The sequence below is a fragment of the Janthinobacterium sp. RA13 genome (genome assembly GCF_000745325.1).
In the GTDB taxonomy this organism is placed as follows: domain Bacteria; phylum Pseudomonadota; class Gammaproteobacteria; order Burkholderiales; family Burkholderiaceae_D; genus Janthinobacterium; species Janthinobacterium rivuli.
The window spans coordinates 6,155,775-6,179,452 of sequence record NZ_JQNP01000001.1 but is presented as its reverse complement, the minus strand read 5'-3'; the positions used below and the strand labels follow the sequence as shown (position 1 = coordinate 6,179,452).

Genomic DNA, 23,678 nt, shown 5'->3' with positions numbered 1-23,678 from the left:
CGGCCAAGCTTCGGCCGGTGCTGCCTTTCTACTGCCGCGTCAACGGACGCGGCTTAGCGGCGGGCGGGAATGGCCGTGTTGTCCTCGGACAAGACGATTTCCACGCGGCGATTCAGCTGGCGGTTTGCCGCCGTGTCGTTGCCGGCGGCCGGATAGGCGGCGCCATAGCCTTTCGTGGCGATGCGGTCGCGGCTGATGCCTTGCTCCAGCAGCGCGTTGCGCACGGATTCGGCGCGGCGTTGCGACAATTCCAGGTTGTGCGCGGAGCCGCCCGTGCTATCCGTAAAGCCTTCGATCAGCACGGTGCGCTGCGGATTGTTTTTCAGCACGTCGGCCAGCTTGCGCGCCGTATTCGCGCCATCGGCCGTCAGGTTCGCCTTGTCGGTGCCAAACAGCACGTCGCCCAGGGTGATCACCATGCCGCGTTCGGTTTTCTTGGCGGCCAGGTCGGCCAGCTGCGCTTCGAGTCCGGCGGCGCGGGCTTGCGCATCGCGGGCCGACGCTTCGGCCGCTTGCGCCTGGGCCTTGGCCGCTTCCGCATCCGCTTGCGCCGACTGGGCGCGGGCCGTGGCCTGGTCAGCCTGCTGCGTGCGCGCATCGAGGCGCAACTGATCGCGCTGCTTGCCGGCATTGGCGATATCGGCTTCCGCTGCCTTCTGCTTGGCGACTTCTTGCGCCGTGGCTATCTTTTGCTTGGCCAGGTAGGCCAGTTTGTCGACTTTTTCGCTATCTTCCTGGCGCGTGGCGGCCGCGTTCGCCGCTTCCAGCGCAGCGCTCGCTTCGCGGAATTCGCGCGGCGCATAGGTCGACACGATCGGGTTCGATTGCGCCGCCATGTAGTCGCCGCGCGTCTGGTCGAGCAGGCTGGTGGTGGTCGGTGCGGAGCTGCAGGCTGCAACAAAGGCGGCCATGGCCAGCAGGCCGGGAATGGTGGTGTAAGTAGCTTTTTTCATGATGGGGTCCTGTTATTAGTTATTGTTGTGGCTTATTGTTTTGGGGCTTGCTGATTGGCACGGTCGAGCTCTTCGCGCATGACGCGGATGTTCTCGTTGATTTCATCGGCGGCACTGGTGGCCTTGGCCGAGTTGGCCTTGCTTTGCGCCAGCTTGGCATCGGCTTGCGCCTGGTCGGCCAGGTCGCGCGCCATCTTGTAGTCGCGGTCTTTCAGGGCCTGGTTAGCCATGCGCATTTTTTCGCGGGCCGAACGCATTTCATCGGGTGCCAGGTCGGCGGCGCCGGCGCTGGCGGCGTTATCGACGGCGGCGCGCGACACGGCGACGTCGGCCGTGGCAGGCGTTTTCAGGCTGGAGCAGCCCGTCATCAGGACAACGGCGGTGGCGCAGGCGGCCAAGGCGGCCAATGGGGACATCTTGAAATCTCGGTTTGTCATTTTTCTTCTCCTGGAGAATGTTAAGCGTGAGGGTTAGATGCGGTGCATCTGGAATCAGGAACTGCGTTTGATGTATGACGTTATAGGCTGCGGCTCCCCGCATATCCGTTCGGTGCCGCACATAGGGTAAGAAATCGACAATACTTGCATTGGCAACGTGCGCCAGCGCACGTGTCCGCCAGCAAAAGCTGAAACAGGCCCGGCCTTGGAGCGATTCCTGTAGCATCGCAACTACTTGTACAGAAAGAATCAGCTTATGCCGCTCTCCCGCCGTCAGAAAATCGCCCTCGCCAGCACCGCCGTGCTCATCGCCCTGCCCGTCACCGCCGCCATCGTCCTGTCGAACATGGATTGGAACCGCGCCAAGCCCTGGCTCAATGCGCGCGCCAGCGACGCGCTGGGACGGCCGTTCGCCATCGACGGCGACCTGGCGCTGACGTGGCATCAGCCAGCCGGTACCGCGGGGCAAAAAACCTGGCGCGACTATCTGCCCTGGCCGCACCTGCAGGCCAAGGATGTGCGCCTGGGCAACCCGAGCGCGATGACGGACACGGATGGCCAGGCGCAGCTGGCCACCGTCAGCCAGCTGGCGTTCTCGCTCAACCCGCTGGCCCTGCTGGACAAGAAAATCATCATCCCGCAATTGCGCTTCGACACGCCGCAGGTGCGCTTGCTGCGCAACAAGGATGGCAAAAATAACTGGACCTTCGACAAGCAGGAGCAGCCATCGCCGTGGCAGCTGGAATTGCAAAGCGTAGTCTTCAGCAAGGGCACCGTCTATCTGGACGATGGCGTCAGCAAAACGGCGATGCGCGCCGATGTCGACACCATCGCGGACGATGCGCGCTACGGCATCGCGTGGACGCTGTCGGGCACCTACCGCGGCGAAACCGTCAAGGGCGGCGGCAAGGCGGGCGGCGTGCTGTCGCTGCAGCGGCAAGGCACGCCCTTCCCCATCCAGGCCGACATGCGCGCGAGCGGCAGCAGCGTGGCCATCGAAGGCACCCTGACGCGCCCGACAGACCTGGCCGCGCTCGACGTGCGCCTGAAGCTATCCGGACCCAGCATGGCCCGCCTGTATCCCTTGACGGGCGTGCTGCTGCCGGAGACGCCGCATTTCAGCACGGAAGGCCATTTGACAGGCACCCTGGCGCCGCGCGGCGGCGAGTGGGTGTACGACAAATTCAGCGGCAAGGTGGGCTCCAGCGACATCAGTGGCAAGCTGGCCTTTTCCGCCAGCACGCCGCGCAAGCGCCTGACGGGTGAAGTCCATTCGCGCCTGCTGCAATTTTCCGACCTCGGCCCGCTGGTGGGCGCCGATTCCAGCGCCAGCAAGAAGGAGCGGGGCGTGCCGTCGACGCAGCCGGCCGGCCGCGTGCTGCCGGTGGAAACCTTCAAGACGGAACGCTGGACCAGCCTGGACGCCGACGTGCGCTACACGGCCGACAAGATCACGCGCGATGCCGAGCTGCCGATCAGCAAGCTCGACACGCATGTGGTGCTGACGGACGGCGTGCTCTCGCTCACGCCCCTGAATTTCAACGTGGCGGGCGGCACCCTGACGTCGCAAATCAAGCTCGACGGCAGCGGCAAAGTCATCGCCAACGGCATCGCGGCCGAACTCAAGGCCAGCGCCCGCCATCTGCACATCCAGCAACTGTTTCCCCGCCTGCCCGCCCTGCAAGCGAGCGTGGGCGAGATCAATGGCGACGCCTCGCTGTCGGCCACGGGCAATTCCGTCGCCACCCTGCTGGGCAGCTCGAACGGCGAAGTGCGCGCGCTGATCAACCGGGGCAGCATCAGCAAACTGTTGCTGGAAGAAATGGGCTTGAATATCGGCAGTGTCGTGCTGGCCAAACTGTCTGGCGACAAGCAGGTCAGGCTGAACTGCATGGCCGCCGACTTCGCCGTCACCAAGGGCTTGATGCGCACACGCCAGTTCATCGTCGACACGGATGACGCCGTCCTGAATATCGATGGCACGGTGAATCTGGCCGATGAACGGCTGGACCTGACCCTGCGGCCGGACAGCAAGGGCTTGCGCGTCTTTTCGCTGCGTTCGCCCCTGTACGTGCATGGCACGTTCAGCAAACCCGACGTGAGCGTGGACAAGGGCGTGCTGGCCCTGCGCGCCGGTGGCGCACTGGCGCTGGCCGTGGTGGCGCCCGTGGCGGCGCTGCTGCCGCTGGTGAATACAGGCCCCGTCGAAGATAGCGAATGCGCGGCCTTGCTGGCCCAGGCGCGCGTGAAACCGGTGGCGCCGAAACCGGGCAAGGCGCCGCGCAAAAGCAATTGAGAAATACGCAGCCGTGCACGATTACAATTGTTACACCCCTATGTGCGTTGCCGAACAGACCCTGCCTTGCCACAATCCTATTCTGTAATCGTGCCTGAAACACCCAAGACGTGGCGATACGAAGTCTCACCGGCCCATACCATGCCGGCGCCACGAGGTCCGAATTCATAGGAGAACTATCATGCAAATCATTAAAAAAATCGCCGCTACCACTTCCGTTGCCGCTCTGCTGCTGAGCTTGACTGCTTGCGCCAACATGTCCGGCCAGGATAAAAACACCGCCATCGGCGCTGGCGTCGGCGCCGTTGCCGGCTCCGTGCTGACGGGCGGCAGCGCTGTCGGCGCAGTCGGCGGCGCTGCCGTCGGCGGCGTGATCGGTAACCAGGTCAAGCCGAAGTAATCGTTATCTGAAAAGCGGGGTGGGTGCGCAGGCGCCCGCCCCGCTTTTTTGCGTCCGGCTTCCGTTGATGAAATTGAAAAATTATTCTGAGGAAATCAGACGAAGACGTTGGCCATGCCGATGGCGCCGCTATCCTTGACCAGCTCGTAACAGCGGCAGGAAACGGCTTCGAGGCCGGCAGAATCGAGAATCTCGATATTGCCGCGGCTGTAGGTGATGAGTTTTTGCTGTTGCAGCGCGCTGGCCGCCTTGGTCACGCCGACCCGCCGCACGCCGAGGGTGTGGGCGAGAAATTCATGCGTGAGGTGAAATTTTTCGGACTGCAGGCGGTCGCGCGTGATCAGCAGCGAACGGGCCAGGCGCGCTTCGAGCACGTGGAAGCGGCTGCATACGGCAATCTGGATGGCTTGCGCCAGCAGGGTGTCCGTGTAGCGGTACAGCAAACGCTGCAGGGACTCGAGCTGGGCGAACTCGGCGCAGAAGTCGGCCCGCGCGATACGGCTGGCCGTGCCGGAACGCTGCACCACGGCACGCACTTGCGCCAGGTCATGGCCGAGCGCGACGGACGCGCCCAGCACGCCTTCGCGGCCGACGGAGCCCACTTCCAGCGTCATGCGCCCTTCCGCCACGGCCAGCAGCGAAATCAGGCAATCGCCGGGGAAATAGATGTGGCCGATAGGCTGGCCCGGTTCGTACAGCACCTCGCCCACCTCGACCGTGACGCTATCGAACAGCGCCGTTAGGTGCCGCAAGTCGTGCTCGGGCAGGCTGGCCAACAAGCGATTGCCGGCGTCAGGCGCGCCCACGGGCGACCCCAGGCCGGATCGGCCTGCATCGCGGGAAAGGGTCATGCTGGCAGTCGTTGGTGGCATTGCTTTTCCTTGGTGTCGTTACAACTCGACATAATTTTTACTTAGCCTACGGTGCAGTACCGGCCCTGTATGTACGGTGACGCACGGAAGCGGAGCAAGCGGCACAGCACACTGGCAACAGACGCAAATAACACGCAGAACACGCATCACCCTTTTTATTATTTTAAAAAAACCAAGGAGCCTTCCATGACCACCACCACCAAATCCCTTCATCCGCTGGTGCTTGCCGCCGCCGTCGCCGTCCTGCTGTTTTGCGGCGTCGGCACGGCTGCCCTGATGGGCTGGCTGCCTTCCTCCCAGGGCGATAGCCAGCCGCTGGCGGCCAGCACCTCGGCCGAGCAAATGGCCAACCTGCAGGCGAACCAGCCGCAAGCGAACTTGCAGCCGTCCGGCGCGCAGCCGCTGGCCGCCCTGCCGCCACAGCAGCAACAGCAACAGCAACCACAGCAGCAGCCGGTGCGCCAGCCGCAGCCACAGCCACAATATGCGGCCGCCCCGGCGCCGCAGGTATGCAGCAATTGTGGCGTGATCGAAGCCATCCATGAAGTCAATACGCGCGCCGAAGGCAGCGGCGTGGGCGCGGCTGGCGGCGCCGTCGTCGGCGGCTTGCTGGGCAACCAGGTCGGCGGCGGCCACGGCAAGCAACTGGCCACCGTGCTAGGCGCCGTCGGCGGCGCCGTGGCCGGCAACCAGATCGAAGGCAGCGTGCGCGCCACGCGCAGCTACAACATCGTCGTGCGCCTGGATAACGGCAAGACACGCACCGTGCACCAGAGCGCCGCGCCAAACTGGCGCCAGGGCGACCGCGTGCGCGTCGTCAACGGCGGCTTGCGCGCCATCGGCTAAGTTGACCAAGGCAGCGGCAGCGCCGCGATGCGTTGCAAACTGAATACACGCCCGGCCTGTCCGGGCGTTTTCTTTTTAACAATGTTCGTTGGCGTACAGATGAGCTTGCCGTCGCGCGAGATGATGCATTCAGGAAAGTTCAACGAAACGTCATCAAGGAGTAGCCATGCAAGACGACAAGACAGGCAGCAACAGTATCTGGCTGGGATTGATTGGCGGCGGCTTGCTGGCCACCGCGCTGGGCTTCTGCGCGCTGGACCTGGCGCCGCAAGCGGGCAGTCCCGTGTTCGGCGTCATGCTGCTGTTGACGGGTGGCATGGTCAGCTGCCTGGCGGGCGCCGTCGGCATGGCCGGCATGCTGGCATGGGTGCCGGGCATGGCCGATGAACACGCCGACCGCTCGCGCTAGTTGAGCCTTGTGTACGACAGCGTACAGAAGGCAAGGGAAACAAAGTAGACACTTAGTCATGGCATCAGCGTTCAGCGACCCGGTCGCCGCGCAATGACAAGAACCGATGACGGCGCCACGCGCCAGCGCCTGCAAGGCCAAGGCAGTCGCCGTCATCCACACATTACTCTCGGAGGACACATCATGCTGTATACAATCGCCGTCGTACTCATTATTCTTTGGCTGCTGGGCCTGGTAACTTCCTATACCATTGGCGGCTTCATCCACATCCTGCTGGTGGTCGCCGTGATCATGGTGCTGCTGCGCCTGATCAGCGGGCGCGGTTTATAGAGGCCAATTGACTGGCCAGAGGGGCGGTGCGCGTGCGAACGGGCGCCGCCCTTTTGCGTGCGCTGGCAAGCAGGCCCATTTTGCAGTAACGTGTACGGGTAGTCCTGGGTATGTCCCAATAACAAAACAAGGAGAAAATCCATGAAAGAAACATTCAAAAAAGGCCCTGGCGCCAAATCCCTGATCGGCATGCTGGTGATCGCACTGGCCGCCAGCGGCTGTGCGGATATGTCCTCGACGCAACGTGGCACGGCCACGGGCGCCGGCATCGGCGCGGGCCTGGGCGCCTTGATCGGCGGCACCACCGGTGGCGGCAGCAGCGGCCGCACGGCCGGCGGCGCCCTGCTGGGTGCGGCAGCTGGCGCCGTGGTCGGCAATATCTGGTCGAACCGCATGGAAAACCAGAAGCGCGCGATGGAACAAGCGACACAGGGTACTGGTGTGCAAGTGTCGCAAACGGCCGATAACCGCCTGAAAATGGAAATTCCAAGCGACATTTCCTTCGACACCAACCGCGCCGACATCAAGGGCAACTTCCGCCCCATCCTCGACCGCTTTGCCGCCACCCTGAACGAAAACCCGAACACCACGGTCAGCATCATCGGCCATACGGACAGCACGGGCAGCGCTTCCATCAACGAACCGCTGTCGGTGGAACGCGCCGCCCATACGCGCGACTACCTGTCCATGCGCGGCGTCTCGCCGACCCGCGTCGTCACGGAAGGCCGCGGCGCCCGCGAGCCGATCGCCTCGAATGCGGATGCATCGGGACGCGCACGCAACCGCCGCGTGGAAATCTACGTAGCCGAAATGGCGCCGCGCTAAGTTGACATGTTTCAATAAAAAACCCGCCGGCAAGGTAACTTGCCGGCGGGTTTTTTCCATGTAAAACAGCTTATTTCGACGTCGTTGCCTTGGCGCCGCTTTCACCCTCTTTCGCCACCTTGGCGAAGTCGCCCGCCACCACCACCGAGACGGCCGCTGGCTTCAGGTATTCGCGCAGGCCCTGGTTCACTTGCGCCAGGGTCAAGGCGGCCACTTTCGCTTCCAAGTCCTTGTCGTAAGCCATGGTGCGGTCTTGCGCCAGGTAATCGGCCAGGCCGCGCGCCAGGCCGCTGTCCTGCGTGCGGCCCACTTCTTCCGATTGCAGCCAGCCTTTCTTCGCTTCGGCCAGTTCCTCTTGCGTGAAGCCGTCGGCCAGCACCTTGGCGATTTCCTCGCGCAGGGCCGCTTCCACCTTGACGGTGTTTTGCGGCGCGCTGATGGCGTACGCCATCCAGTAGCCGGCCGGTTCGCGCGACGGTACGCTCACTTGCGAACCGACGCCGTACGACAGGCCTTCCTTCTGGCGGATGCGGTCGGCCAGGCGGCTGCGCAAGGCGCCGCCACCGAGCATGTGATTGGCGATCAGCAAGGCCGGATAGCCGGCGGCGTCATCCTTGAGGGGAATCGGCTGGATGGCGAACAGCACGCTGTTGGCCTTGTCCGGTGTTTCCAGGGTGACTTTCTCGCCGCTGACGGGCTTGACGGCGTCGGGAATGCGCACGTACGGCTGCTGCGCCTTCCAGTTGCCGTACAGGCTCGCCACTTGCGCCTTCAGCGCGGCCGGGTCGAAGTCGCCCACGGCGGCAAAAGTCGCGTTCGCCGCGCCATAGTAGGCGCCATGGAAAGCTTTCACATCCGCCACTTTGACGCCCTTCCAGCCAGCCAGTTCGTCCGGCAAGGTGCTGACATGGCGCACATGGCCTTCCGGCGTGGCGTCGAGCAGGCGGCGGAAGGCGTTCACGGCCAGCGGCTGCGGCTCAGGCAATTCCTGCTCCGCGCGGCCGACGCGCTCGCGCTGCAATTCCAGGAATTCCGTTTCGTTCAGGGCCGGCTTTTGCAGCACTTGCGCCAGCAAGTCCATGGCGGCCGGCAAGTTCTCGCGCTTGCCTGTCAGCATGGCGGTCACGCCTTCGGCGCCGCCCGAAATCGCCACTTGCATGCCCAGCTGGTCAAACTTGTCCTTCACTTCCTGGCGCGACAGTTTATCCGTGCCGCGCGACAACAGATTGGCCGTGTAGACGCCTACTTGCGCCTTGCCGCGCAAGTTCTCTTCGCTGCCAATCTGCAGTTTCAACACGACGCTGACGGTGCTGCCCTTGGTTTTCTTCGGCAGCAAGGCGCCTTTCAAGCCGTTCGGCAAGGTGAAGCGCGTGGTGCGCGCCTCGATATTGTCGGGGCTCGGATCGAACGCTTCGCCCTGCGCCACGACGGCGCGTCCCGTGTAGCCGGCCAGTTGCGGCGCCACGTCGGCGTAGGCCGGCACGACCGTGCGGTCCGGCGCATCGGTGGGAATGAAGCGGCCCAGGGTGCGGTTCGAGCTCTTCAGGTATTTCTCGGCCGCCGACTGCACCTGCGCCGTCGTCAGCTTGTCGAGCTGGTCGCGCTGCAGGAAGAACAGGCGCCAGTCGCCAGCCGCCAGGGACTCCGTCAGGGCGATCGTCAGGCTGGCCGTGTTCGAGGTGGCCAGTTCGATCTGTTTGTTCAATTGCTGTTTCACGCGCGCCACTTCCGCGTCCGTGATGGGCTGCGATTTCAGCTCTTCCAGCACCTTCAGCATGGCCGTCTGCGCCGCATCGAGGTTGCCATCGAGCGGCACCAGCGCGCCGAACAGGTTGTAGCCCGGCTCCAGGTTGCTCACCGAGTTGTATTCAATCTTGCTGGCCAGCTTGGTTTCCACCAGCGCCTTGTGCAAGCGGCCGGCCGGTGCATCCGTCAGCACGTGGCCCAGCACTTCGATGGCGACGGCGTCCGGGTTGCCGGACGGCGCCACGTGGTAGCCGGCGCCGACGAACTGCGTGCCGCCGCTGCGGCGCACCGTCACGGCGCGCTCGCCATCCTGCACCGGTTCGGCCGTGTAGGTCGGCTCGATCACGCGCGTCGGTTTCGGGATCTTGCCGAACAGCTCATTGATCTGCTTCAAGACCTTGGCTTCGTCGAAGCGGCCCGCCACCATCAGCACGGCATTATCCGGCTGATAATATTTATGATAAAACGCGCGCAAGCGGGGAATGTTCACCTGCTCGATGTCGGAACGGGCGCCGATGGTCGACTTGCCATAGTTGTGCCAGTCGTAGGCGATGGCCTGGATGCGTTCGCTCGTCACGCCGATCGGGTCGCTCTCGCCCATCTCGAACTCGTTGCGCACGACGGTCATTTCGCCCTTCTGCGTCTTCGGATTCCACAGGTCGTTCTGGTCGATGGCCGCGTTGACCATGCGGTCCGCTTCCATGGCCAGCATCTGGCGCAGGTTGTCGTCGTTGGCCGGGAAGGTGGCGTAGTAATTGGTGCGGTCGTACCAGGTGGTGCCGTTGAACTGGGCGCCCGTCGAGTTCAGGATCTCGACCGGGGTTTTCGTGCCCTTCTTGACGCCGAAGTTGGCGCTAGGCTTGAACAGCAAGTGTTCCAGCAAGTGGGCCATGCCCGTTTCGCCATAGTTTTCATGGCGCGAGCCGACCAGGTAGACGATGTTGGTGGTCAGGGTCGGCTTGCTGGCATCGGGGAACAGCAGCACGCGCAAGCCGTTGGCCAGGCGGTATTCGGTGATGCCTTCGACGGATGTGACTTTGACGGCGGCGCGGCTGGGAGCAGCCTTGCCGGTTTTCTGGGTCGGCGCCGCTTCCACGGGGGTGGCGGCAAGGATGAACGAAGGCGAGAGAATGCCGGCGGCAAGCAGGAGGGCGGTAATGGGTTTCAAGGCAAATTCCTGGTAACACTACATGATCGGGCAAGGCGCAACAGCAAGCGCCATGGACTACATACTGAGTGCAAGAATGATCACGGGGCCCGCGCTGCGTCTTCGCCGCCACGTGAAATTATTGCTCTCGTAATTTACGGCATGCTTGTCACTTGCGCAAGTCCCTGTCATCAAGCTGTTATCTGCCCGTGTTATACTCCACGGTTCCAGAACTATCTGCCTGTATATGAGACGAGCTCTCGTCCTGCTCTGCCTTTTTGTTTTCATCGCTTTACCCCAGGCGTTTGCCAGCATGGCTTACGCCAGCCCTTCCCCATTCCAGCATGCAATCGCGGCCGGCGCTACCGCCACGCCCGCCTTCAGCATCGACTGTGCCGACGCCAGCCTCCATGCAGGCCTGCCTGGCGACAGCTGCGATACTGAAGAATGCGACAACGACCCCATCACGCTGTACCCGAGCTCGCGCCAGGCCGTGCCGTTTTACGCCATCATTTGGCAAGCGGGACCGGGCGCACTTGCCGAAGCGGACGTGCGGCTGGCCACCCGGCCGCCGCGCGTCCGCCTCTGAAGACATGCATGCAGCACCCACGCGTCCGGGGCTTTAGCCGCCGGGCACGCTTTACACTGATCGACTTTACAAGGTTACACACATGGAATGGTTATTTGACCCGACAATCTGGGTCGGCCTGCTGACGCTGGTCGTACTGGAAATCGTACTGGGTATCGACAACCTGATTTTCATCGCCATCCTGGCCGAGAAACTGCCGCCGCACCAGCGCGACAAGGCCAGAGTGCTGGGCCTGACCCTGGCCCTCGTCATGCGCCTGGGCCTGCTCTCGCTGATTTCCTGGCTGGTCACCCTGACCACGCCATTGTTTTCCATATTGACATTCTCGTTTTCGGGGCGCGACCTGATCCTGCTCGTCGGCGGCCTGTTCCTGCTGTTCAAGGCCACCAGCGAACTGCACGAGCGCCTCGAAGGCGTCACGCACGCCCAGACGGGCCCGAAAGTCTACGCCGGCTTCGGCCTCGTGGTGGCGCAGATCGTCGTGCTCGACGCCGTCTTTTCGCTCGACGCCGTCATCACGGCCGTCGGCATGGTGGAAAACCTGTACGTGATGATGGCGGCCGTCGTCATTTCCATCGTCGTCATGATGCTTGCCTCGAAGGTGCTGACGCGCTTCGTCAACGCCCACCCCACCGTCGTCGTGCTGTGCCTGAGCTTCCTGCTGATGATCGGCCTGTCGCTGGTGGCCGAAGGCCTGGGCTTCCACATTCCGAAAGGCTATCTGTATGCCGCCATCGGCTTTTCCATCGTCATCGAGTTCTTCAACCAGCTGGCGCGCCGCAACTTCCTCAAGCTGCAGTCGAACGCCCCGCTGCGCGACCGCACGGCGCAAGCCGTGCTGAGCCTGTTGGGCGGACGCAAGGGCCGCGAAGCCGTGGAAGAGCACGAAGTCAAGGAAACGCCCGACGTCTCCGCCTTCGGCGTGGAAGAGCGCAACATGGTCAGCGGCGTACTGACCCTGGCCGAGCGCTCGATCCGCTCCGTCATGACGCCGCGCGGCGACGTGTCGTGGGTCAACCTGAACGACAGCAGCGACAAGATGCTGCAATTGCTGCGCGAAACGCCACACAGCATGATTCCTGTCTGCAATGATGACCTCGACAACGTGGTTGGCATCGCGCGCAGCAAGGACCTCATCGAGGATCTCGTCTCGCGCGGCAAGATCGACCCGGCCAGCATGCGCGAAGCCGTCGTCGTGCCGGAAGCGGCCGGCGTGTTGAAAGCCATGGAAACGCTGAAGCGCTCGCGCGGCCAGCTGGTGCTGGTGGTCGACGAGTTCGGCACCGTGCAAGGCGTGCTCACGCCCATCGACATCTTGGAAGCCATCGCCGGCGAATTCCCCGACGAGGACGAACAGCCCGACGTGGAAGTGCTGGGCCCCGGCCACTGGCGCATCGATGGCGCGACGGACTTGCATTACCTGGAGCAAGTGTTCGAGACGGAAACCCTGGTCAGCGAAGACGGCGAGTACAACTCGCTGGCCGGCTTCCTGCTGGCACACTTTGAAAACATGCCGGCCGTGGGCGAAGTACTGGAACTCGATGATTTGCGCTATGAAATCCTCGAAGCGGATGAGCGCCGCATCGCCAGCGTGGACGTGCGCCGCATCGAACCCGATCACAGTTTGTAACACAATGGCAAGCGTGCCCCGCTTGCCATGCCGTATGCTGGGGTCTGCCTTTTCTGGAGACGCCAACATGAAACATTCTTTGCTACGCCTGAGTTTACTGGCTTGCACCGCCCTGGGCAGCCACGCCGGCGCCCAGGCCGCCTCGCCATCGGCCACCATCAAGCCGGGCCTGTGGCAAGTCGACAGCAAGATGGCGTCGCCCGACGCCGCCACCGACAACGCCATGTCCATGGTGTTGCAGCAACTGGGCAACCTTCCTCCCGATCAACGCAAACAGCTGGAAAGCATGGCGGCCAGCCGCGGCATGGCCATGCCCACCGTGGGCGCCGACGGCGCCGTGCGCGTGACGGCCTGCGTGACGCCGGACATGGCGGCGCGCAGGCAGATTCCCACGGGCCAGCCCGGCGACTGCAAATCGAAAAATACGGATATCGCGGGCGGCATGAACGTGTCGTTCACCTGCGCCAACCCGAAATCGAGCGGCGAAGGCAAGGTGCTATTCAGCGGCGAGCAGGCGTTCAGCATGCAGCTGGCGGTGACCACCAGCGCGCGCGGTGCGCCGGAACAGGTGAATGTGACGAGCAACGGCAAGTGGCTGGGGGCAAGCTGCCCTGCCCCATCGGCGACAGCAGTTCAGAAGCCGTGACGGAAGCCCAGGTTGAAGGCGGCGTCGCCGCGGCCCGCATCGCTGGCATTGCCCACCGTATAGCGGGCGCCGTTCTTGTTGTGGATTTTCGCGTAGGACGCATAGAAATCGCTGCGCTTTGACAACGAATACGTGAGGCCGACGGCCATCTGGCTGGCGTCGCGGTTGGCCAGATCGCGGTCATCCTTGCGCACCCACGACGCCAGCAGTTTGAAGCCGCCCACGGGCACGGACACGCCCAGCAAGGTGTCGCGGCTGTCCGACGACGACATCGACAGGGCCAGCGAGCTGTAGGCATTGTTCGGATCCCACGGCGAACTGCCATAGCCCTTGTTCACGCCCACGGCGGCAAAGGCGGTGGCCACTTTGAGGTCAATATTTGCCGCGATCAGGGTGTTGCGGGCCGACATGTCGATGGCGGGCAAGGTGCCGGAGGCGAGGATGAAGTTGTTCTTGCGCTGGTGCGACACGCTGACATTCACGGCGCCGGCCGAATAGCCGAGGGTGGCGCCATACGCGCGGTTGTTGGCGTTGCTGTACGGCGACTCGCCAAAGCTGTAGATGGCGCTGGCGGTCACGCCGCGCAAGGCCGGCGTCACATATTTGACGGTATTGTCATAGCGTTTCACGCTGTAGCCGGCCAGGTTGCCGGCGCTGCCGGCCATGCCGCCCTTGAACGGGTCGGCCACGTCGGTCAGGGTCAGGTATTGCAGGTTGTACTGGCGCCCCAGGGTCAGCGCACCCAGGCGGCTGTCGAGGCCCACGTAGGCCTGGCGGCCGAACAAGCGGCCCTCTTCCGACTGGCCCGTGTCGTTCTGGATGCCCGCTTCCAGGGTAAACACGGCCGTGACGTCATTGCCCAGCGCCTCGCGGCCCTGCACGCCCAGGCGCGAACCGGAGGCGACGCCGCCGGACACCTTGGCGCCGGCGCAATTGGCGGCGCAGCCCCGCTCGGCCACGATGCCCGCGTCGAGCACGCCGTACACGGCAACGTTACTGGATGCGGCACTGCCTGCGCCATCGGCAGCCTGGGCCGTCGCGCCCAGCGCGAAAGGCCCCATCCCTATCACAGCAAGCGCAAAATACGAGGTCTTCATGATAAATATCTCGGCAACGTGAATGAAACTTCCCGGTATTGATCAGGACATGCGCTGTGTGTCTGATCTCAGTGTTACCTTATCCCCGCTTTTTGTCCAGCGTCCGTGCGTTGTACAACAGAAACTTCAGCTTAGCCCCAGGAAACACGTCGCGCACTGACAACACGCAATATTGACCATGATTCAGCTAATTTGCGGCAAAATGGCGTGAAATGCAGGCCCTGCCGTAAAGCAATGTTCGGTGGCGAACGTTGCGCGATTTGACGCAGGCGGTACACTACTGGTTTTACCGACAGCGGCTCGCCCGTTTTTCTGCATGCTAGCTATCCTCGAACGCATTGACCCCAACTCCAGCAATATCGACTTGCTGGTGGAATTATTCAACTCACTGCGTCCCAAGCGCTCCCACGACAGCGCTACCGCGATTGCCAACGTGCGCACTCTGCGCCAGCTTCTCAAAGGTAACCCCGCGCAAGCGCGCGCCCTGCACGAATACGTGCTGCGCGTGCTGGCCGCGCGCCGCCATGCCAGCCTGTACACCGACATCGGCGTGCTGTCGAACAGCGGTTTCTTCACGGAATTGAAACGCCGCATCGCCTACCGCATGCTGCCGCCCGCCCTCGGCGACGAATACCTGAACGACGCGCTCGACCAGGTGCTGTACCTGAAAACCGATTATTTATGGATCAGCAACGTGCCCGCCACGGACTGGCTGGAACTGTTCGACGTGCTCACCAGCGACGACATCGAACTGGCCGTCGGCGATGGCAACATCATGCTGCCAGGCATGCTCGACGCCATCCGCACCCTGTCCTACCGCGTCTGCGCCATGGGTCTGGAACCGGAATTGACGCGTTTCCACAATGAAATCGAAGTATTCCAGTCGCCGTTCATGGTGCAGAACACGGAAGTGAACGCCTATTTGGATGCCTACACGAATCTGCTGCAAGGCGACATCGAGCACATCGAGGATGCGCGCCATCTGCTGGTGATGCTCGACCAGTGCGACGCCGTCATCGCCAAGATCCGCAAGAAGGCGCTGTACCAGGGCACCAGCATTCCCCTCACGTATTTATTGGTGGCCTTGGCGCAAAGCATCGAGCGCCTGCGCAAGCTGCTGTTCCTCGTCGACACGAGCGGCGAGCTGCCGGCGTCGAACAACGTGGACATCGCCGCCATCACGGTCGACGCCACGCAGGATTTGCTGCACCCGCAACCGGTCAGCCGCCGCCGCGCGGGCGCCGTCGGGCTGGCGCTGGAACTGATACGCGCGCATAACCACAAGTACAAGGTCAGCGACCTGTTTTCCGACAATATCAACTTGCTGGCGCGCAATGTGACGGAAAACGCCAGCCGCACGGGCGAACATTACATCGCGGAAAACCGCCGCGAAATGGGCGCCATGTTCCTCTCGTCCGCGGGCGCGGGCGTGATCATCGGCTTCATGGCCCTGTTCAAGATACTGATGTCGTATCTGCGCTCGGCGCCGCTGGTCGAAGCGTTCATGTTCAGCATGAATTACTCGATCGGTTTCATGTTCATCCACTTGCTGCATTTCACGGTGGCCACCAAGCAACCGGCCATGACAGCCTCGCGCATCGCCGCCGGCCTGCACAGCAAGGATGGCCGGAACATCGACCTCGACAGCATGGCGGAACTGATCAACAAGGTCTTCCGCACGCAAAACATGGCCGTGCTGGGCAACCTGGCGACCGCCATCCCCACGGCCTGGCTGATCGCGCTCGGCTACAAGGCGATCACGGGCCACAACCTGGTGACGCCGGAAAAAGCCATGCATCTGCTGCACGATATCGACCCCATCGGCAGCCCCGCCATCTTCTACGCCATGATCGCCGGCGTCTGCCTGTTCGTCGCCGGCCTGATTTCCGGCTACTATGACAACCAGGCCCTGTACACGCGCTGGGCCCAGCGCATCGCGCAATTGCGCGGCCTGGGCCGGGTGATCGGCCAGGAGCGCTTGCAGCGGCTGGGCATGTATCTGGAAAACAACCTCGGTGGCCTGATGGGTAACTTCTACTTCGGTATCTTGCTGGGCTCCATCGGCACCCTGGGCTTTTTGATCGGTTTGCCGATCGATATCCGCCACATCACCTTCTCGGCCGCCAACTTCGCCACGGCCCTGGTGGGCCTCGATCACAACATGAGCTGGCAACTGGCCGTCAAGTCGCTGTCGGGCATCTTCGCCATCGGCACGGCCAATCTGCTCGTCAGCTTCGGCCTAGCCCTGTGGGTGGCACTGCGCTCGCGCCAGGTGCGCTTCAAGCACGGCATGCAATTATTGAAGATTCTGGGCAAGCGTTTCCTGCGCTCGCCCATCGTCTTCTTCTTCGGCTCGAAAAACCCGCCACCGCTGGCGCTGGTCGACGAGTCGGCAAACCTGTCACTGACGAACAAGGCTCAAAAATGACCATCAGGCGCATGCAACCCTGCCTCACCGCCCTACTGCTGTGCTGGACCCTGGCTGCATGCGCCTCGCTGCCCGATGTCAAGAATCTCAATACCACCCTGGAGCCGGTGGCCAAGCCCCAGGTGATCACGGGCAAGGGCGCCTTGCTGAACGTCAACAGCCGCGCCGCCCTGCTCAACAAGCGCTGGGCCAAGTCCGGCATGGATCTGAAGGCCCAGGCCGCGCTGGAAGAGGCGGCCACGGGCGTGCCTTTGATCAAGGGCAACAAAGTGACCCTGCTGTTTGACGGCCCGCAAACCATGGCCGCCATGTTCCAGGCCATCAGCGAAGCAAAGAACAGCATCAACCTGGAAACGTATATCTTCGACCAGGATCCGCTGGGTCTGAAATTTGCCGACATGCTCATCGAAAAGCAGCAAGCGGGCGTGACGGTCAACGTCATCTACGACAGCGTGGGCACCATCGGCGTGCCGCAAGCGTTCTTTGACCGCATGCGCGCGGCCGGCGTGCACCTGGTGGCGTTCAATCCCGTCAATCCGGCCAAGCTCAAGGGCGATGACTGGAAGATCAACAACCGCGACCACCGCAAGGTGCTGATCGTCGACGGCAAGATGGCGTTTACGGGCGGCATCAACATCAGCGATACCTATGCGAAAAGCTCGCTGTTCCGCTCGAAATCGAAAGCGACCGACAAGAAGGACGTGGGCTGGCGCGACACCCACGTGAAAGTGGAAGGCCCGGCCGTGGCCGCCTTCCAGTGGCTGTTCATCCGCACCTGGGCCCAGCAAGACCAGGCCGACCTGCCTGACGCCAACTATTTCCCCGTGCTGTCGGAAGTGGGCGACAAGCTGGTGCGCGTGGTGGCCAGCGAGCCGGACGGCGGCTTTGAAATCTACAAGGCGTATATCCTGGCCATCCAGGAAGCGAAAAAATCCATCCACATCACGTCCGCCTATTTCGTGCCCGACCAGCAGACGGTCGACGCACTGGTGGCGGCCGCAAAACGGGGCGTGGACGTGACCGTGGTGCTGCCCGGCGTGTCCGACAGCGGCCTCGTGTTCCATGCGGGACACGCGCTGTACGACCAGCTGCTGGCCGGCGGCATCCGCATCTTTCACTTGAAACTGGCCGTGCTGCACGCCAAGACGGCCGTCATCGACGGCGCCTGGTCGACCGTCGGCTCGACGAATATCGACATGCGCAGCTTCCTGCACAACAGCGAACTGAATGTGATCGTGCTGGGGGACAGTTTCGGGCGCGAAATGGAAAACGCCTTCCAGGAAGACTTGCGCGACTCGGAAGAAATCACCAAAGCGAAATGGGAAACGCGGCCCATCTCGGACCGCATGAAGGAGTGGGCGGCGCGCTTCATGAACTACTGGCTATAAGCCACAGAAGTGTGCCCCGGCAGGTCGGCGTAGGTCGGCTTAGCGCAGCGTAAGCCGACATCACCACAGCCATTACCAAAGCCAACAATATTGTCGGATTACGCCCGGCTTCGCCGCGCTAATCCGACCTACAGGAAACCTACAACGGCCGCAAGCTGGCCCACACGCCGCCCTGGCGCTCGAATGCTTCCGTGCTGACTTTTTCAAAGTCGGCGCTGTCTTCATTCCAGCTGTAGCGCTCGACCCGGATGCAACTGTTTTCCACCCGCAGCACATTAAACGAGTTCGACTCGCCCCTGCCCCGCGTGGACGTGGCCGTGCCTGCCTGCACCATCAGGGCCGCGTAGCCAGCGATCTTGTAGCGCTCGGCCGTGTTGCCCGCCACGCTAGCATGCAAGTGTCCCGCCAGCAGCAAATCCACGCCGCATTCGGAAAACATTTGCAACGCCTGCGGAGCGCGGTCGACCAGATCATCCTTGTCGAAGTTTTCCGGCAAGTCAAACGGATGATGCGTGACGATGATGCGCGTCAAGCCGGGCGGCAAACTACCCAGGCGCTGACGCAGGAAATCGATCTGTTCGTGGCTGATGCGGCCATCCTTGAAGGTCAGGGAGCGGGCCGTATTGATGCCCAGCACGGCGATTTCCTCGTCCACATATTCGGGCGACAAATCGTCCGTCACGTGGCGCCGGTACTTCACCAGCGGTGTCAAAAAGCGGGAAAAGACGTTGTACAGGGGCACGTCATGGTTGCCCGGCACCACGATCTGCGGCCCCGGCAAGCTGTCGAGAAAATGCCGCGCTTCCTGGAACTGGGCGCTGCGGGCGCGCTGCGTGAGGTCGCCCGAGACCACGACCACATCCGGTTCCAGGCGCTCGACCAGCGCGCGCAAGGGCGCCAGCAGGTCCGCATCAACCCTGCCAAAATGCAAGTCGGACAAATGCACGATGGTACGCATGGCCTTACTCCCCAGAAAGTGCCGGCGCCGGCACGAGCACTGCCAGCGCGGCCGTGCGGATGCGGTACTGCAACGGCGTATTCATGATGGTCACCTCGCCATCGGTGGCCACGCGCAGACGGCGGTGATGCGTGGCGATTTCCAGGTCGGTGGCCGTCAGCACATCAAAATCCTTGGCCTGCGACAACTTGCCGAACAGCGCGTGCAAGGCCAGCTTCAGCAAGCCCAATCGGCCCGGACGCTGCGCCACGTACAAGCTCAGCTGGCCGCCATCGAGCCGCTCGCGCTCGCCGATATTCAAGCCTTCCATCAGGTATTCATTATTACCGATGAAGACGAATGGCGTGCGCCGCGCATGCACGGCGTCGTTGAGTGTCAGTTGCACGCTGAGGAAGGGATAGCGGCGCAAGGCCGCCACCAGGGCCCAGCTGAAGGCCAGCCACTTGCCCCGTCCCAGCCGGCGCTGCTGCTTTTCGCGGTCGCGCACGATGTCGGGATACAGGCCCAGGCTGGAATTGTTCAGGAAGATACGGCCATTAACTTCGCCCACGTCGACCTGGTGCGGCATGCCCTGCGCCACGTTGGCAATCGCCGCATCGAGCTCGAGCGGGATATTCAAATCCTTGGCGAAATGGTTCAAGGTACCCAGCGGCAAGACGCCGAACGGCGTGCCGCTGCCGACAACGACAGAGGCCACGGCATTGATGGTGCCGTCGCCGCCGCCGGCCACGACGATGGGCGCGCCATCGCGCAGGGCCCGTTCGGCCGTGGCGATCATCTCGGCGCCGCTTTGCGCCAGGGTGATGGCGGCGTCGAGTCCCACGGCGGCGAATTTCGCTTCGAGCTGCTGCGCCCAGTCCGGCGCATAGCCGCAACCGGCGCCTCCGTTGATGATGACTGCAATCTTGCTCAGGATCGTTTCCCCTTATTTGGTTTGCCGGATATGCCGGCGGCGGCGCAGGGTCGACACGCCGGCGATGCAGATGGCCAGCCAGCCATAGCTTTCCGCCATGGCCGCCAGCACATCGCTCAGGTAATGCGCGCCCAGGTAAATGCGGCTGAAACCCACGAGTGACGCCATCAGGAAGGCGCCCAGCGCGATGGCGATGCGCTTGCCCCAGGCACCCGGCGCCGTCTGGCAAATCAGGTAGGCGGCCAGCAAGCCGTACAGGGCTGTCGAGGTGGCCGTATGGCCACTCGGAAAGCTGTAGGTGCTCAAGGCCGTCTGCAGGATGGGCTCGTCAAAGCTGGGCCGCGCGCGGACAAAAATGTACTTTAGCAGCAGGTTCAAAAACATGACGCCCGGCATGGTGATGACCAGGGTAAACAGCCAGTAATCGGCGCCCTTGCGGTGCAGATACCAGCCCAGCAAGAGGGCCAGGGTGATGGCGCCGATCACGCCATGCATGTGCGTGACGACCAGCAGGCAACCGGTGATCCACGGCACGGCATGCTGATTGAACCAGTGCGCCACCTGCAAGTCGATCACGGTGATCTGCTCCATGCCCATCACGGCTTCGGCGATCTCGTGAAAGACCACGATGGCCACCAGCATCAGCGCCACGCCCACCGTCATATGCAGGCCCAGCTCGCCTTCGGGCGACAGGCGCGCCTCGACGAAGCGGCGCAGTTTCGTGGTCCAGCCCGTGGTCATGCCCATGTCATTTTTCTCTTGCAAACTCATCTCTCTTTCATGTCCCCGGTGATGATCAAAAAAACCACACCAGTAAAAAAATACTGTTTATTCATACAGTAGCTGTGTATTCATACAGTAGTTATGCTATTCTGATGACTCGTTCAACACATCTCCCTCAAAGGAATTGTCATGGCAACATTGAATAGCGGTTTTGGCTCACGGTTCGGCCTGGAATACGCCCCAAGCTCTTTCCTCGTCCGCATGGGCAAGCGCGAAATCCTCGTCTGCCGCGACTTCCGCAAGCGCTACTACACCGTCAATCCCTTGATCGAGTGCGGTACGGGCATCGAGCCGGGCTATGTTGAAGTGCTGCTGATGCGCCGTTGGTTGTTGATCTTATCTAAAGCGCATTAAGTTCACCTTAACCGCGTAGCGGTCCAGGTGCTCCGCCCGGCCACGCCGGGAACGCCTCAGTACCGGCCAGCGGCACGCTGGCCGCCCCCTCACTACTGTGTGCGTTCCGGCGCGGCCGGGCTGGCAGGTGTTTGCACTGGCAGCACCTTGTCAACGACATTCGCTTCGTACCACAAGGTCACGAACAGCACCATCACGACGGGGCCGATGAACAGGCCCACGAGACCCAGGGTTTCCACGCCGCCCAGAATGCCGAACAACACGGCCAGGAAGGGCAAACGAGTGGCGTTGCCGATCATGCCGGGGCGCACGAAGTGGTCTGCCACGAACAGCACGATGGTGCCCCACGCGGCTACGCCGATGGCGGCGCCGACATTGCCCTGGAAGACCAGCAAGGCGGCCGCGCACAGGTAAGCGAGCGGCGCGCCGAACGGGATGATGGCCAGGATGCCCGTGGCAAAAGCCCACAGGGCCGGTGACGGCAAGCCGGCGATGGCGTAGGCGATGCCGATCAGCACGCCTTCAGCCAGGCCCACCAGCACCAGGCCGTTGACGGTGGCGCGGATGGCGGTCGGAATCTTTTGCGCATAGCGGCCCCACCGTTCGGGGCGCAGGAAATGGCTGCCGACAGCCGTGATCTGGCGCGTCAGCGCTTCGCCATCCTTGTAAAAGAAAAACAGGCACAAGAAGGCCAAACCAAAGTCGACCAGGCGGTGGAACACGTCCGCGCCCAGCACCTTGAGCATGTCGCGCGCGGAATGAAAGCCGCCCACGGCGCTGCCCGCAAAGAAGTGGCCGAGGCCGTGAGGCTGGCTCAGAGTGGCCAGCCACCAGTCGCCGATGGCGCTGCCGGCCAGGGGAATATGCGCCACCCAGTGCGGCACGGGCAAGCCGTCGGCATTCGCATGCACGATGAAATCGGCCAGCACGGGCACTTCGCGCGCCGCCTGCGCCACGCCGGACAGCACGGGTATGATGAAGATGCAGGCAAACGCCAGGGTCAGCACGGCTGCCGCGACGATGGTGCGCTGCCCCAGCGCCGCGCGCACGCGCAGGTACAGTGGCCAGGTGGCCACGCACAGGATGCCGGCCCACACGAGCGGCAAAAAGAAACGCTGCATGACGAAGGCCGTCACGGCGATCAAGGCCAGGGAAAAGCCTGCGCTGACAATGTCGCGCTGGGTATCGGTCATGCTACTCCATTCGTGCCCCGCACACTGTAAAGGTGTGCAGGCTTATAGCGCCTAACAAAACCGTAGCGAGCGGAAGGAAAGCTCGGCGCCCCCGTTGGCCTGAGAAGCGCAACTGTACGAAGTACGGGGCCGCCGAGGCAGTGAGCATCGCAGGCCGCAAATTACGACGCACAGTAGGTTTTAATAGGTGCTAGGCTACGCGCCAGTTGCGCAGGCGTAGCGTAACACGGTGGCATTCCGATTTACACGAGCCCCAGCTCTACCGGTTTCACGCCGGCAAACACATGGTCGAGCTGCGCCGGGGTCAAGCCGAAGGTGCGGCGCAGCAAGCCGCCCAGCACGGCCCGGTATTCATTCAGCACGGGCATGTCGCGGTTCTGGAACAGCGTCGCCTGCGAAATCGCCACCTGCTCGCCCGCCACCTGCTTGCCTTTGATCCCGCCGCCCAGCACCCAGAACACGCTGCCGTGGCCGTGATCCGTGCCCCGGTTGCCGTTTTCGCGGAAGGTGCGGCCAAATTCGCTGACCACCACCACCACGGTATGGCGCCAGGCGCTGCCCATTTCCTGCGAAAACGCGGCCAGGCCCCGCCCCAGCTCCTCGAAGCGCCCCGCCAGGTAGCCGCTGGCGCCGCCCTGCCCCACGTGCGTATCCCAGCCGCCCACGTCGACGAAACCAATGTTGTATTTATCCTTCATCAAGCGGGCGATGCGCTGCGCTTCCAGTTCAAAACCCTTGGTACTGATGGCGTTGCGGTTGGCCGCCTGCATCTCTCCCGTCAATTCCTTCGTCACATCGTCGCGCACGGCAAAGCCCGCGCTGACCGGTTGCTGCAGGGGCGTGCCCTTGTACATGGCGGCGATGACCTGGCTTTGACGCGCATCAATGCCTGCCTTGCCCACGGAGCGCAGCCCCATGTTCGGCACTTGCACGCCGCCCTGGAAGATCAGGGGCAACTGGTCGGTGAAAGAAATGGCGTGGTTGCTGCTATTGAGGCTTTGCGCCAGCCGGTTCAGGAAGCCCGAGCGGAAATCGCGGCGCCCGCCGATCTCCTGTCCCAGTTCGATACTGTCCTGCGTTTCGAAATGGCTGCGCGTCAAATCCGTCGTGCCCGCGAACGGAATGAAGGCCGCCTCGCCGCCCGTGAACATGGGATAGATGGTCTCGCGCAAGGCCGGATGCAGTGCCCAGTCCGCGTTCAAGGCCAGCGCGCCGTTGTCCTCGCCCGGTTTCGCGATGGCGATATTCGGCCGCGAGGCATAGTAAAAATCACTGCCGACGGGCACCAGCAGGTTGTTCGCGTCATAGCCGCCGCGCAGGAAGACGAACAGCAGCTTCGCATCCGTGGCGGGCGCGGCCAGCAGACTGCCCGCGTGAGTGAACAAGGGCGCGGCGGCCAGGGCTTTCAGCAAGTCACGACGATTCATGGCAATTCCTT

General features: G+C 62.9%; 22 protein-coding genes. 12 read left to right on the top strand and 10 right to left on the bottom strand.

Going from position 1 to position 23,678, the window contains the following annotated elements:
- Positions 1 to 53: 53 nt before the first annotated feature.
- Together FG13_RS27460 and FG13_RS27455 are read right to left on the bottom strand one after the other, a co-directional pair.
- Positions 54 to 953 carry an OmpA family protein gene (locus FG13_RS27460; RefSeq protein ID WP_034758945.1) on the bottom strand — a complete coding sequence of 300 codons (900 nt, stop codon included), beginning with the start codon at positions 951 to 953 and terminating at the stop codon, positions 54 to 56.
- 32 nt (positions 954 to 985) lie between these two features.
- Positions 986 to 1,390: a DUF4398 domain-containing protein gene (locus FG13_RS27455; RefSeq protein ID WP_051959496.1), complete on the bottom strand. Its 405-nt coding sequence runs from the start codon at positions 1,388 to 1,390 to the stop codon at positions 986 to 988.
- Positions 1,391 to 1,646: 256 nt separating this feature from the next.
- Here FG13_RS27455 and FG13_RS27450 point away from each other — a divergent pair, with 256 nt between their 5' ends.
- Both FG13_RS27450 and FG13_RS27445 read left to right on the top strand, forming a co-directional pair.
- Positions 1,647 to 3,686: an AsmA family protein gene (locus FG13_RS27450; RefSeq protein ID WP_035826242.1), complete on the top strand. Its 2,040-nt coding sequence runs from the start codon at positions 1,647 to 1,649 to the stop codon at positions 3,684 to 3,686.
- Between the two features lie 181 nt (positions 3,687 to 3,867).
- Entirely contained in the window at positions 3,868 to 4,086 is a 219-nt protein-coding gene (locus tag FG13_RS27445) for a glycine zipper 2TM domain-containing protein (protein WP_034758955.1), read from the top strand.
- Positions 4,087 to 4,181: 95 nt separating this feature from the next.
- On the opposite strand, the gene FG13_RS27440 is transcribed toward FG13_RS27445, so the two are convergent.
- The gene (locus tag FG13_RS27440) at positions 4,182 to 4,958 is read right to left on the bottom strand and encodes a Crp/Fnr family transcriptional regulator (protein WP_081922740.1); all 777 of its coding nucleotides are present in this window, start codon (positions 4,956 to 4,958) and stop codon (positions 4,182 to 4,184) included.
- 186 nt (positions 4,959 to 5,144) lie between these two features.
- On the opposite strand from FG13_RS27440, the gene FG13_RS27435 reads away from it, so the two are divergent.
- From FG13_RS27435 to FG13_RS27425, 4 genes are all read left to right on the top strand, one after another.
- Positions 5,145 to 5,804: a glycine zipper 2TM domain-containing protein gene (locus FG13_RS27435; protein ID WP_035826240.1), complete on the top strand. Its 660-nt coding sequence runs from the start codon at positions 5,145 to 5,147 to the stop codon at positions 5,802 to 5,804.
- 166 nt (positions 5,805 to 5,970) lie between these two features.
- Entirely contained in the window at positions 5,971 to 6,213 is a 243-nt protein-coding gene (locus FG13_RS27430) for a hypothetical protein (protein WP_035826237.1), read from the top strand.
- 183 nt (positions 6,214 to 6,396) lie between these two features.
- Positions 6,397 to 6,543 (top strand): lmo0937 family membrane protein, encoded by a 147-nt coding sequence (locus tag FG13_RS30325; protein ID WP_010396376.1) that lies wholly within the window; start codon positions 6,397 to 6,399, stop codon positions 6,541 to 6,543.
- A gap of 189 nt (positions 6,544 to 6,732) precedes the next feature.
- Positions 6,733 to 7,368 carry an OmpA family protein gene (locus tag FG13_RS27425; protein ID WP_035828878.1) on the top strand — a complete coding sequence of 212 codons (636 nt, stop codon included), beginning with the start codon at positions 6,733 to 6,735 and terminating at the stop codon, positions 7,366 to 7,368.
- A 70-nt stretch (positions 7,369 to 7,438) separates the two neighbouring features.
- On the opposite strand, the gene FG13_RS27420 is transcribed toward FG13_RS27425, so the two are convergent.
- A complete protein-coding gene (locus FG13_RS27420; protein ID WP_035826235.1) occupies positions 7,439 to 10,282 on the bottom strand; it encodes a M16 family metallopeptidase in 2,844 nt (947 codons plus the stop codon).
- Positions 10,283 to 10,574: 292 nt separating this feature from the next.
- Here FG13_RS27420 and FG13_RS27415 point away from each other — a divergent pair, with 292 nt between their 5' ends.
- From FG13_RS27415 to FG13_RS27405, 3 genes are all read left to right on the top strand, one after another.
- Positions 10,575 to 10,850 (top strand): hypothetical protein, encoded by a 276-nt coding sequence (locus tag FG13_RS27415; RefSeq protein ID WP_035826233.1) that lies wholly within the window; start codon positions 10,575 to 10,577, stop codon positions 10,848 to 10,850.
- 82 nt (positions 10,851 to 10,932) lie between these two features.
- Positions 10,933 to 12,480, top strand: coding sequence for a TerC family protein (locus FG13_RS27410; protein WP_035826230.1), 1,548 nt, complete (start codon positions 10,933 to 10,935; stop codon positions 12,478 to 12,480).
- A gap of 67 nt (positions 12,481 to 12,547) precedes the next feature.
- The gene (locus tag FG13_RS27405) at positions 12,548 to 13,126 is read left to right on the top strand and encodes a DUF3617 domain-containing protein (RefSeq protein ID WP_035826227.1); all 579 of its coding nucleotides are present in this window, start codon (positions 12,548 to 12,550) and stop codon (positions 13,124 to 13,126) included.
- Here the strand turns inward: FG13_RS27405 and FG13_RS27400 are convergent.
- Positions 13,114 to 14,223, bottom strand: a complete 1,110-nt coding sequence (locus FG13_RS27400; protein WP_035826224.1) for a porin — start codon at positions 14,221 to 14,223, stop codon at positions 13,114 to 13,116. The genes FG13_RS27405 and FG13_RS27400 overlap by 13 nt on opposite strands.
- Before the next feature lie 316 nt (positions 14,224 to 14,539).
- Here FG13_RS27400 and FG13_RS27395 point away from each other — a divergent pair, with 316 nt between their 5' ends.
- On the top strand, positions 14,540 to 16,651 hold the full coding sequence (locus tag FG13_RS27395) for a site-specific recombinase (RefSeq protein WP_035826217.1): 2,112 nt from the start codon (positions 14,540 to 14,542) through the stop codon (positions 16,649 to 16,651).
- A gap of 11 nt (positions 16,652 to 16,662) precedes the next feature.
- Positions 16,663 to 18,039: a cardiolipin synthase gene (gene cls, locus FG13_RS27390; RefSeq protein WP_423221831.1), complete on the top strand. Its 1,377-nt coding sequence runs from the start codon at positions 16,663 to 16,665 to the stop codon at positions 18,037 to 18,039.
- A gap of 139 nt (positions 18,040 to 18,178) precedes the next feature.
- Here cls and FG13_RS27385 read toward each other — a convergent pair whose 3' ends face one another.
- From FG13_RS27385 to FG13_RS27375, 3 genes are read right to left on the bottom strand one after another with little or no spacing between them, the layout of a single operon-like run.
- Positions 18,179 to 18,997 carry a metallophosphoesterase family protein gene (locus tag FG13_RS27385; RefSeq protein WP_035826214.1) on the bottom strand — a complete coding sequence of 273 codons (819 nt, stop codon included), beginning with the start codon at positions 18,995 to 18,997 and terminating at the stop codon, positions 18,179 to 18,181.
- 4 nt (positions 18,998 to 19,001) lie between these two features.
- Positions 19,002 to 19,910 carry a diacylglycerol/lipid kinase family protein gene (locus tag FG13_RS27380; RefSeq protein WP_152598877.1) on the bottom strand — a complete coding sequence of 303 codons (909 nt, stop codon included), beginning with the start codon at positions 19,908 to 19,910 and terminating at the stop codon, positions 19,002 to 19,004.
- A gap of 12 nt (positions 19,911 to 19,922) precedes the next feature.
- Positions 19,923 to 20,681: a phosphatase PAP2 family protein gene (locus tag FG13_RS27375; RefSeq protein ID WP_235211817.1), complete on the bottom strand. Its 759-nt coding sequence runs from the start codon at positions 20,679 to 20,681 to the stop codon at positions 19,923 to 19,925.
- Positions 20,682 to 20,822: 141 nt separating this feature from the next.
- On the opposite strand from FG13_RS27375, the gene FG13_RS27370 reads away from it, so the two are divergent.
- Positions 20,823 to 21,047, top strand: a complete 225-nt coding sequence (locus FG13_RS27370) for a hypothetical protein (RefSeq protein WP_010396348.1) — start codon at positions 20,823 to 20,825, stop codon at positions 21,045 to 21,047.
- Between the two features lie 92 nt (positions 21,048 to 21,139).
- Here FG13_RS27370 and FG13_RS27365 read toward each other — a convergent pair whose 3' ends face one another.
- Entirely contained in the window at positions 21,140 to 22,240 is a 1,101-nt protein-coding gene (locus tag FG13_RS27365; RefSeq protein ID WP_035826209.1) for an AI-2E family transporter, read from the bottom strand.
- Between the two features lie 242 nt (positions 22,241 to 22,482).
- Positions 22,483 to 23,667 carry a DUF1501 domain-containing protein gene (locus tag FG13_RS27360; protein ID WP_035826206.1) on the bottom strand — a complete coding sequence of 395 codons (1,185 nt, stop codon included), beginning with the start codon at positions 23,665 to 23,667 and terminating at the stop codon, positions 22,483 to 22,485.
- Positions 23,668 to 23,678: the final 11 nt, after the last annotated feature.

Bases quoted from the DNA above. Each gene is read 5' to 3' on its own strand.
- FG13_RS27460 (WP_034758945.1), bottom strand. From the start codon at position 953: ATGAAAAAAGCTACTTACACCACCATTCCCGGCCTGCTGGCCATGGCC.
- FG13_RS27455 (WP_051959496.1), bottom strand. From the start codon at position 1,390: ATGACAAACCGAGATTTCAAGATGTCCCCATTGGCCGCCTTGGCCGCC.
- FG13_RS27450 (WP_035826242.1), top strand. From the start codon at position 1,647: ATGCCGCTCTCCCGCCGTCAGAAAATCGCCCTCGCCAGCACCGCCGTG.
- FG13_RS27445 (WP_034758955.1), top strand. From the start codon at position 3,868: ATGCAAATCATTAAAAAAATCGCCGCTACCACTTCCGTTGCCGCTCTG.
- FG13_RS27440 (WP_081922740.1), bottom strand. From the start codon at position 4,958: ATGCCACCAACGACTGCCAGCATGACCCTTTCCCGCGATGCAGGCCGA.
- FG13_RS27435 (WP_035826240.1), top strand. From the start codon at position 5,145: ATGACCACCACCACCAAATCCCTTCATCCGCTGGTGCTTGCCGCCGCC.
- FG13_RS27430 (WP_035826237.1), top strand. From the start codon at position 5,971: ATGCAAGACGACAAGACAGGCAGCAACAGTATCTGGCTGGGATTGATT.
- FG13_RS30325 (WP_010396376.1), top strand. From the start codon at position 6,397: ATGCTGTATACAATCGCCGTCGTACTCATTATTCTTTGGCTGCTGGGC.
- FG13_RS27425 (WP_035828878.1), top strand. From the start codon at position 6,733: ATGCTGGTGATCGCACTGGCCGCCAGCGGCTGTGCGGATATGTCCTCG.
- FG13_RS27415 (WP_035826233.1), top strand. From the start codon at position 10,575: ATGGCTTACGCCAGCCCTTCCCCATTCCAGCATGCAATCGCGGCCGGC.
- FG13_RS27410 (WP_035826230.1), top strand. From the start codon at position 10,933: ATGGAATGGTTATTTGACCCGACAATCTGGGTCGGCCTGCTGACGCTG.
- FG13_RS27405 (WP_035826227.1), top strand. From the start codon at position 12,548: ATGAAACATTCTTTGCTACGCCTGAGTTTACTGGCTTGCACCGCCCTG.
- FG13_RS27400 (WP_035826224.1), bottom strand. From the start codon at position 14,223: ATGAAGACCTCGTATTTTGCGCTTGCTGTGATAGGGATGGGGCCTTTC.
- FG13_RS27395 (WP_035826217.1), top strand. From the start codon at position 14,540: ATGCTAGCTATCCTCGAACGCATTGACCCCAACTCCAGCAATATCGAC.
- cls (WP_423221831.1), top strand. From the start codon at position 16,663: ATGCAACCCTGCCTCACCGCCCTACTGCTGTGCTGGACCCTGGCTGCA.
- FG13_RS27385 (WP_035826214.1), bottom strand. From the start codon at position 18,997: ATGCGTACCATCGTGCATTTGTCCGACTTGCATTTTGGCAGGGTTGAT.
- FG13_RS27375 (WP_235211817.1), bottom strand. From the start codon at position 20,681: ATGAGTTTGCAAGAGAAAAATGACATGGGCATGACCACGGGCTGGACC.
- FG13_RS27370 (WP_010396348.1), top strand. From the start codon at position 20,823: ATGGCAACATTGAATAGCGGTTTTGGCTCACGGTTCGGCCTGGAATAC.
- FG13_RS27365 (WP_035826209.1), bottom strand. From the start codon at position 22,240: ATGACCGATACCCAGCGCGACATTGTCAGCGCAGGCTTTTCCCTGGCC.
- FG13_RS27360 (WP_035826206.1), bottom strand. From the start codon at position 23,667: ATGAATCGTCGTGACTTGCTGAAAGCCCTGGCCGCCGCGCCCTTGTTC.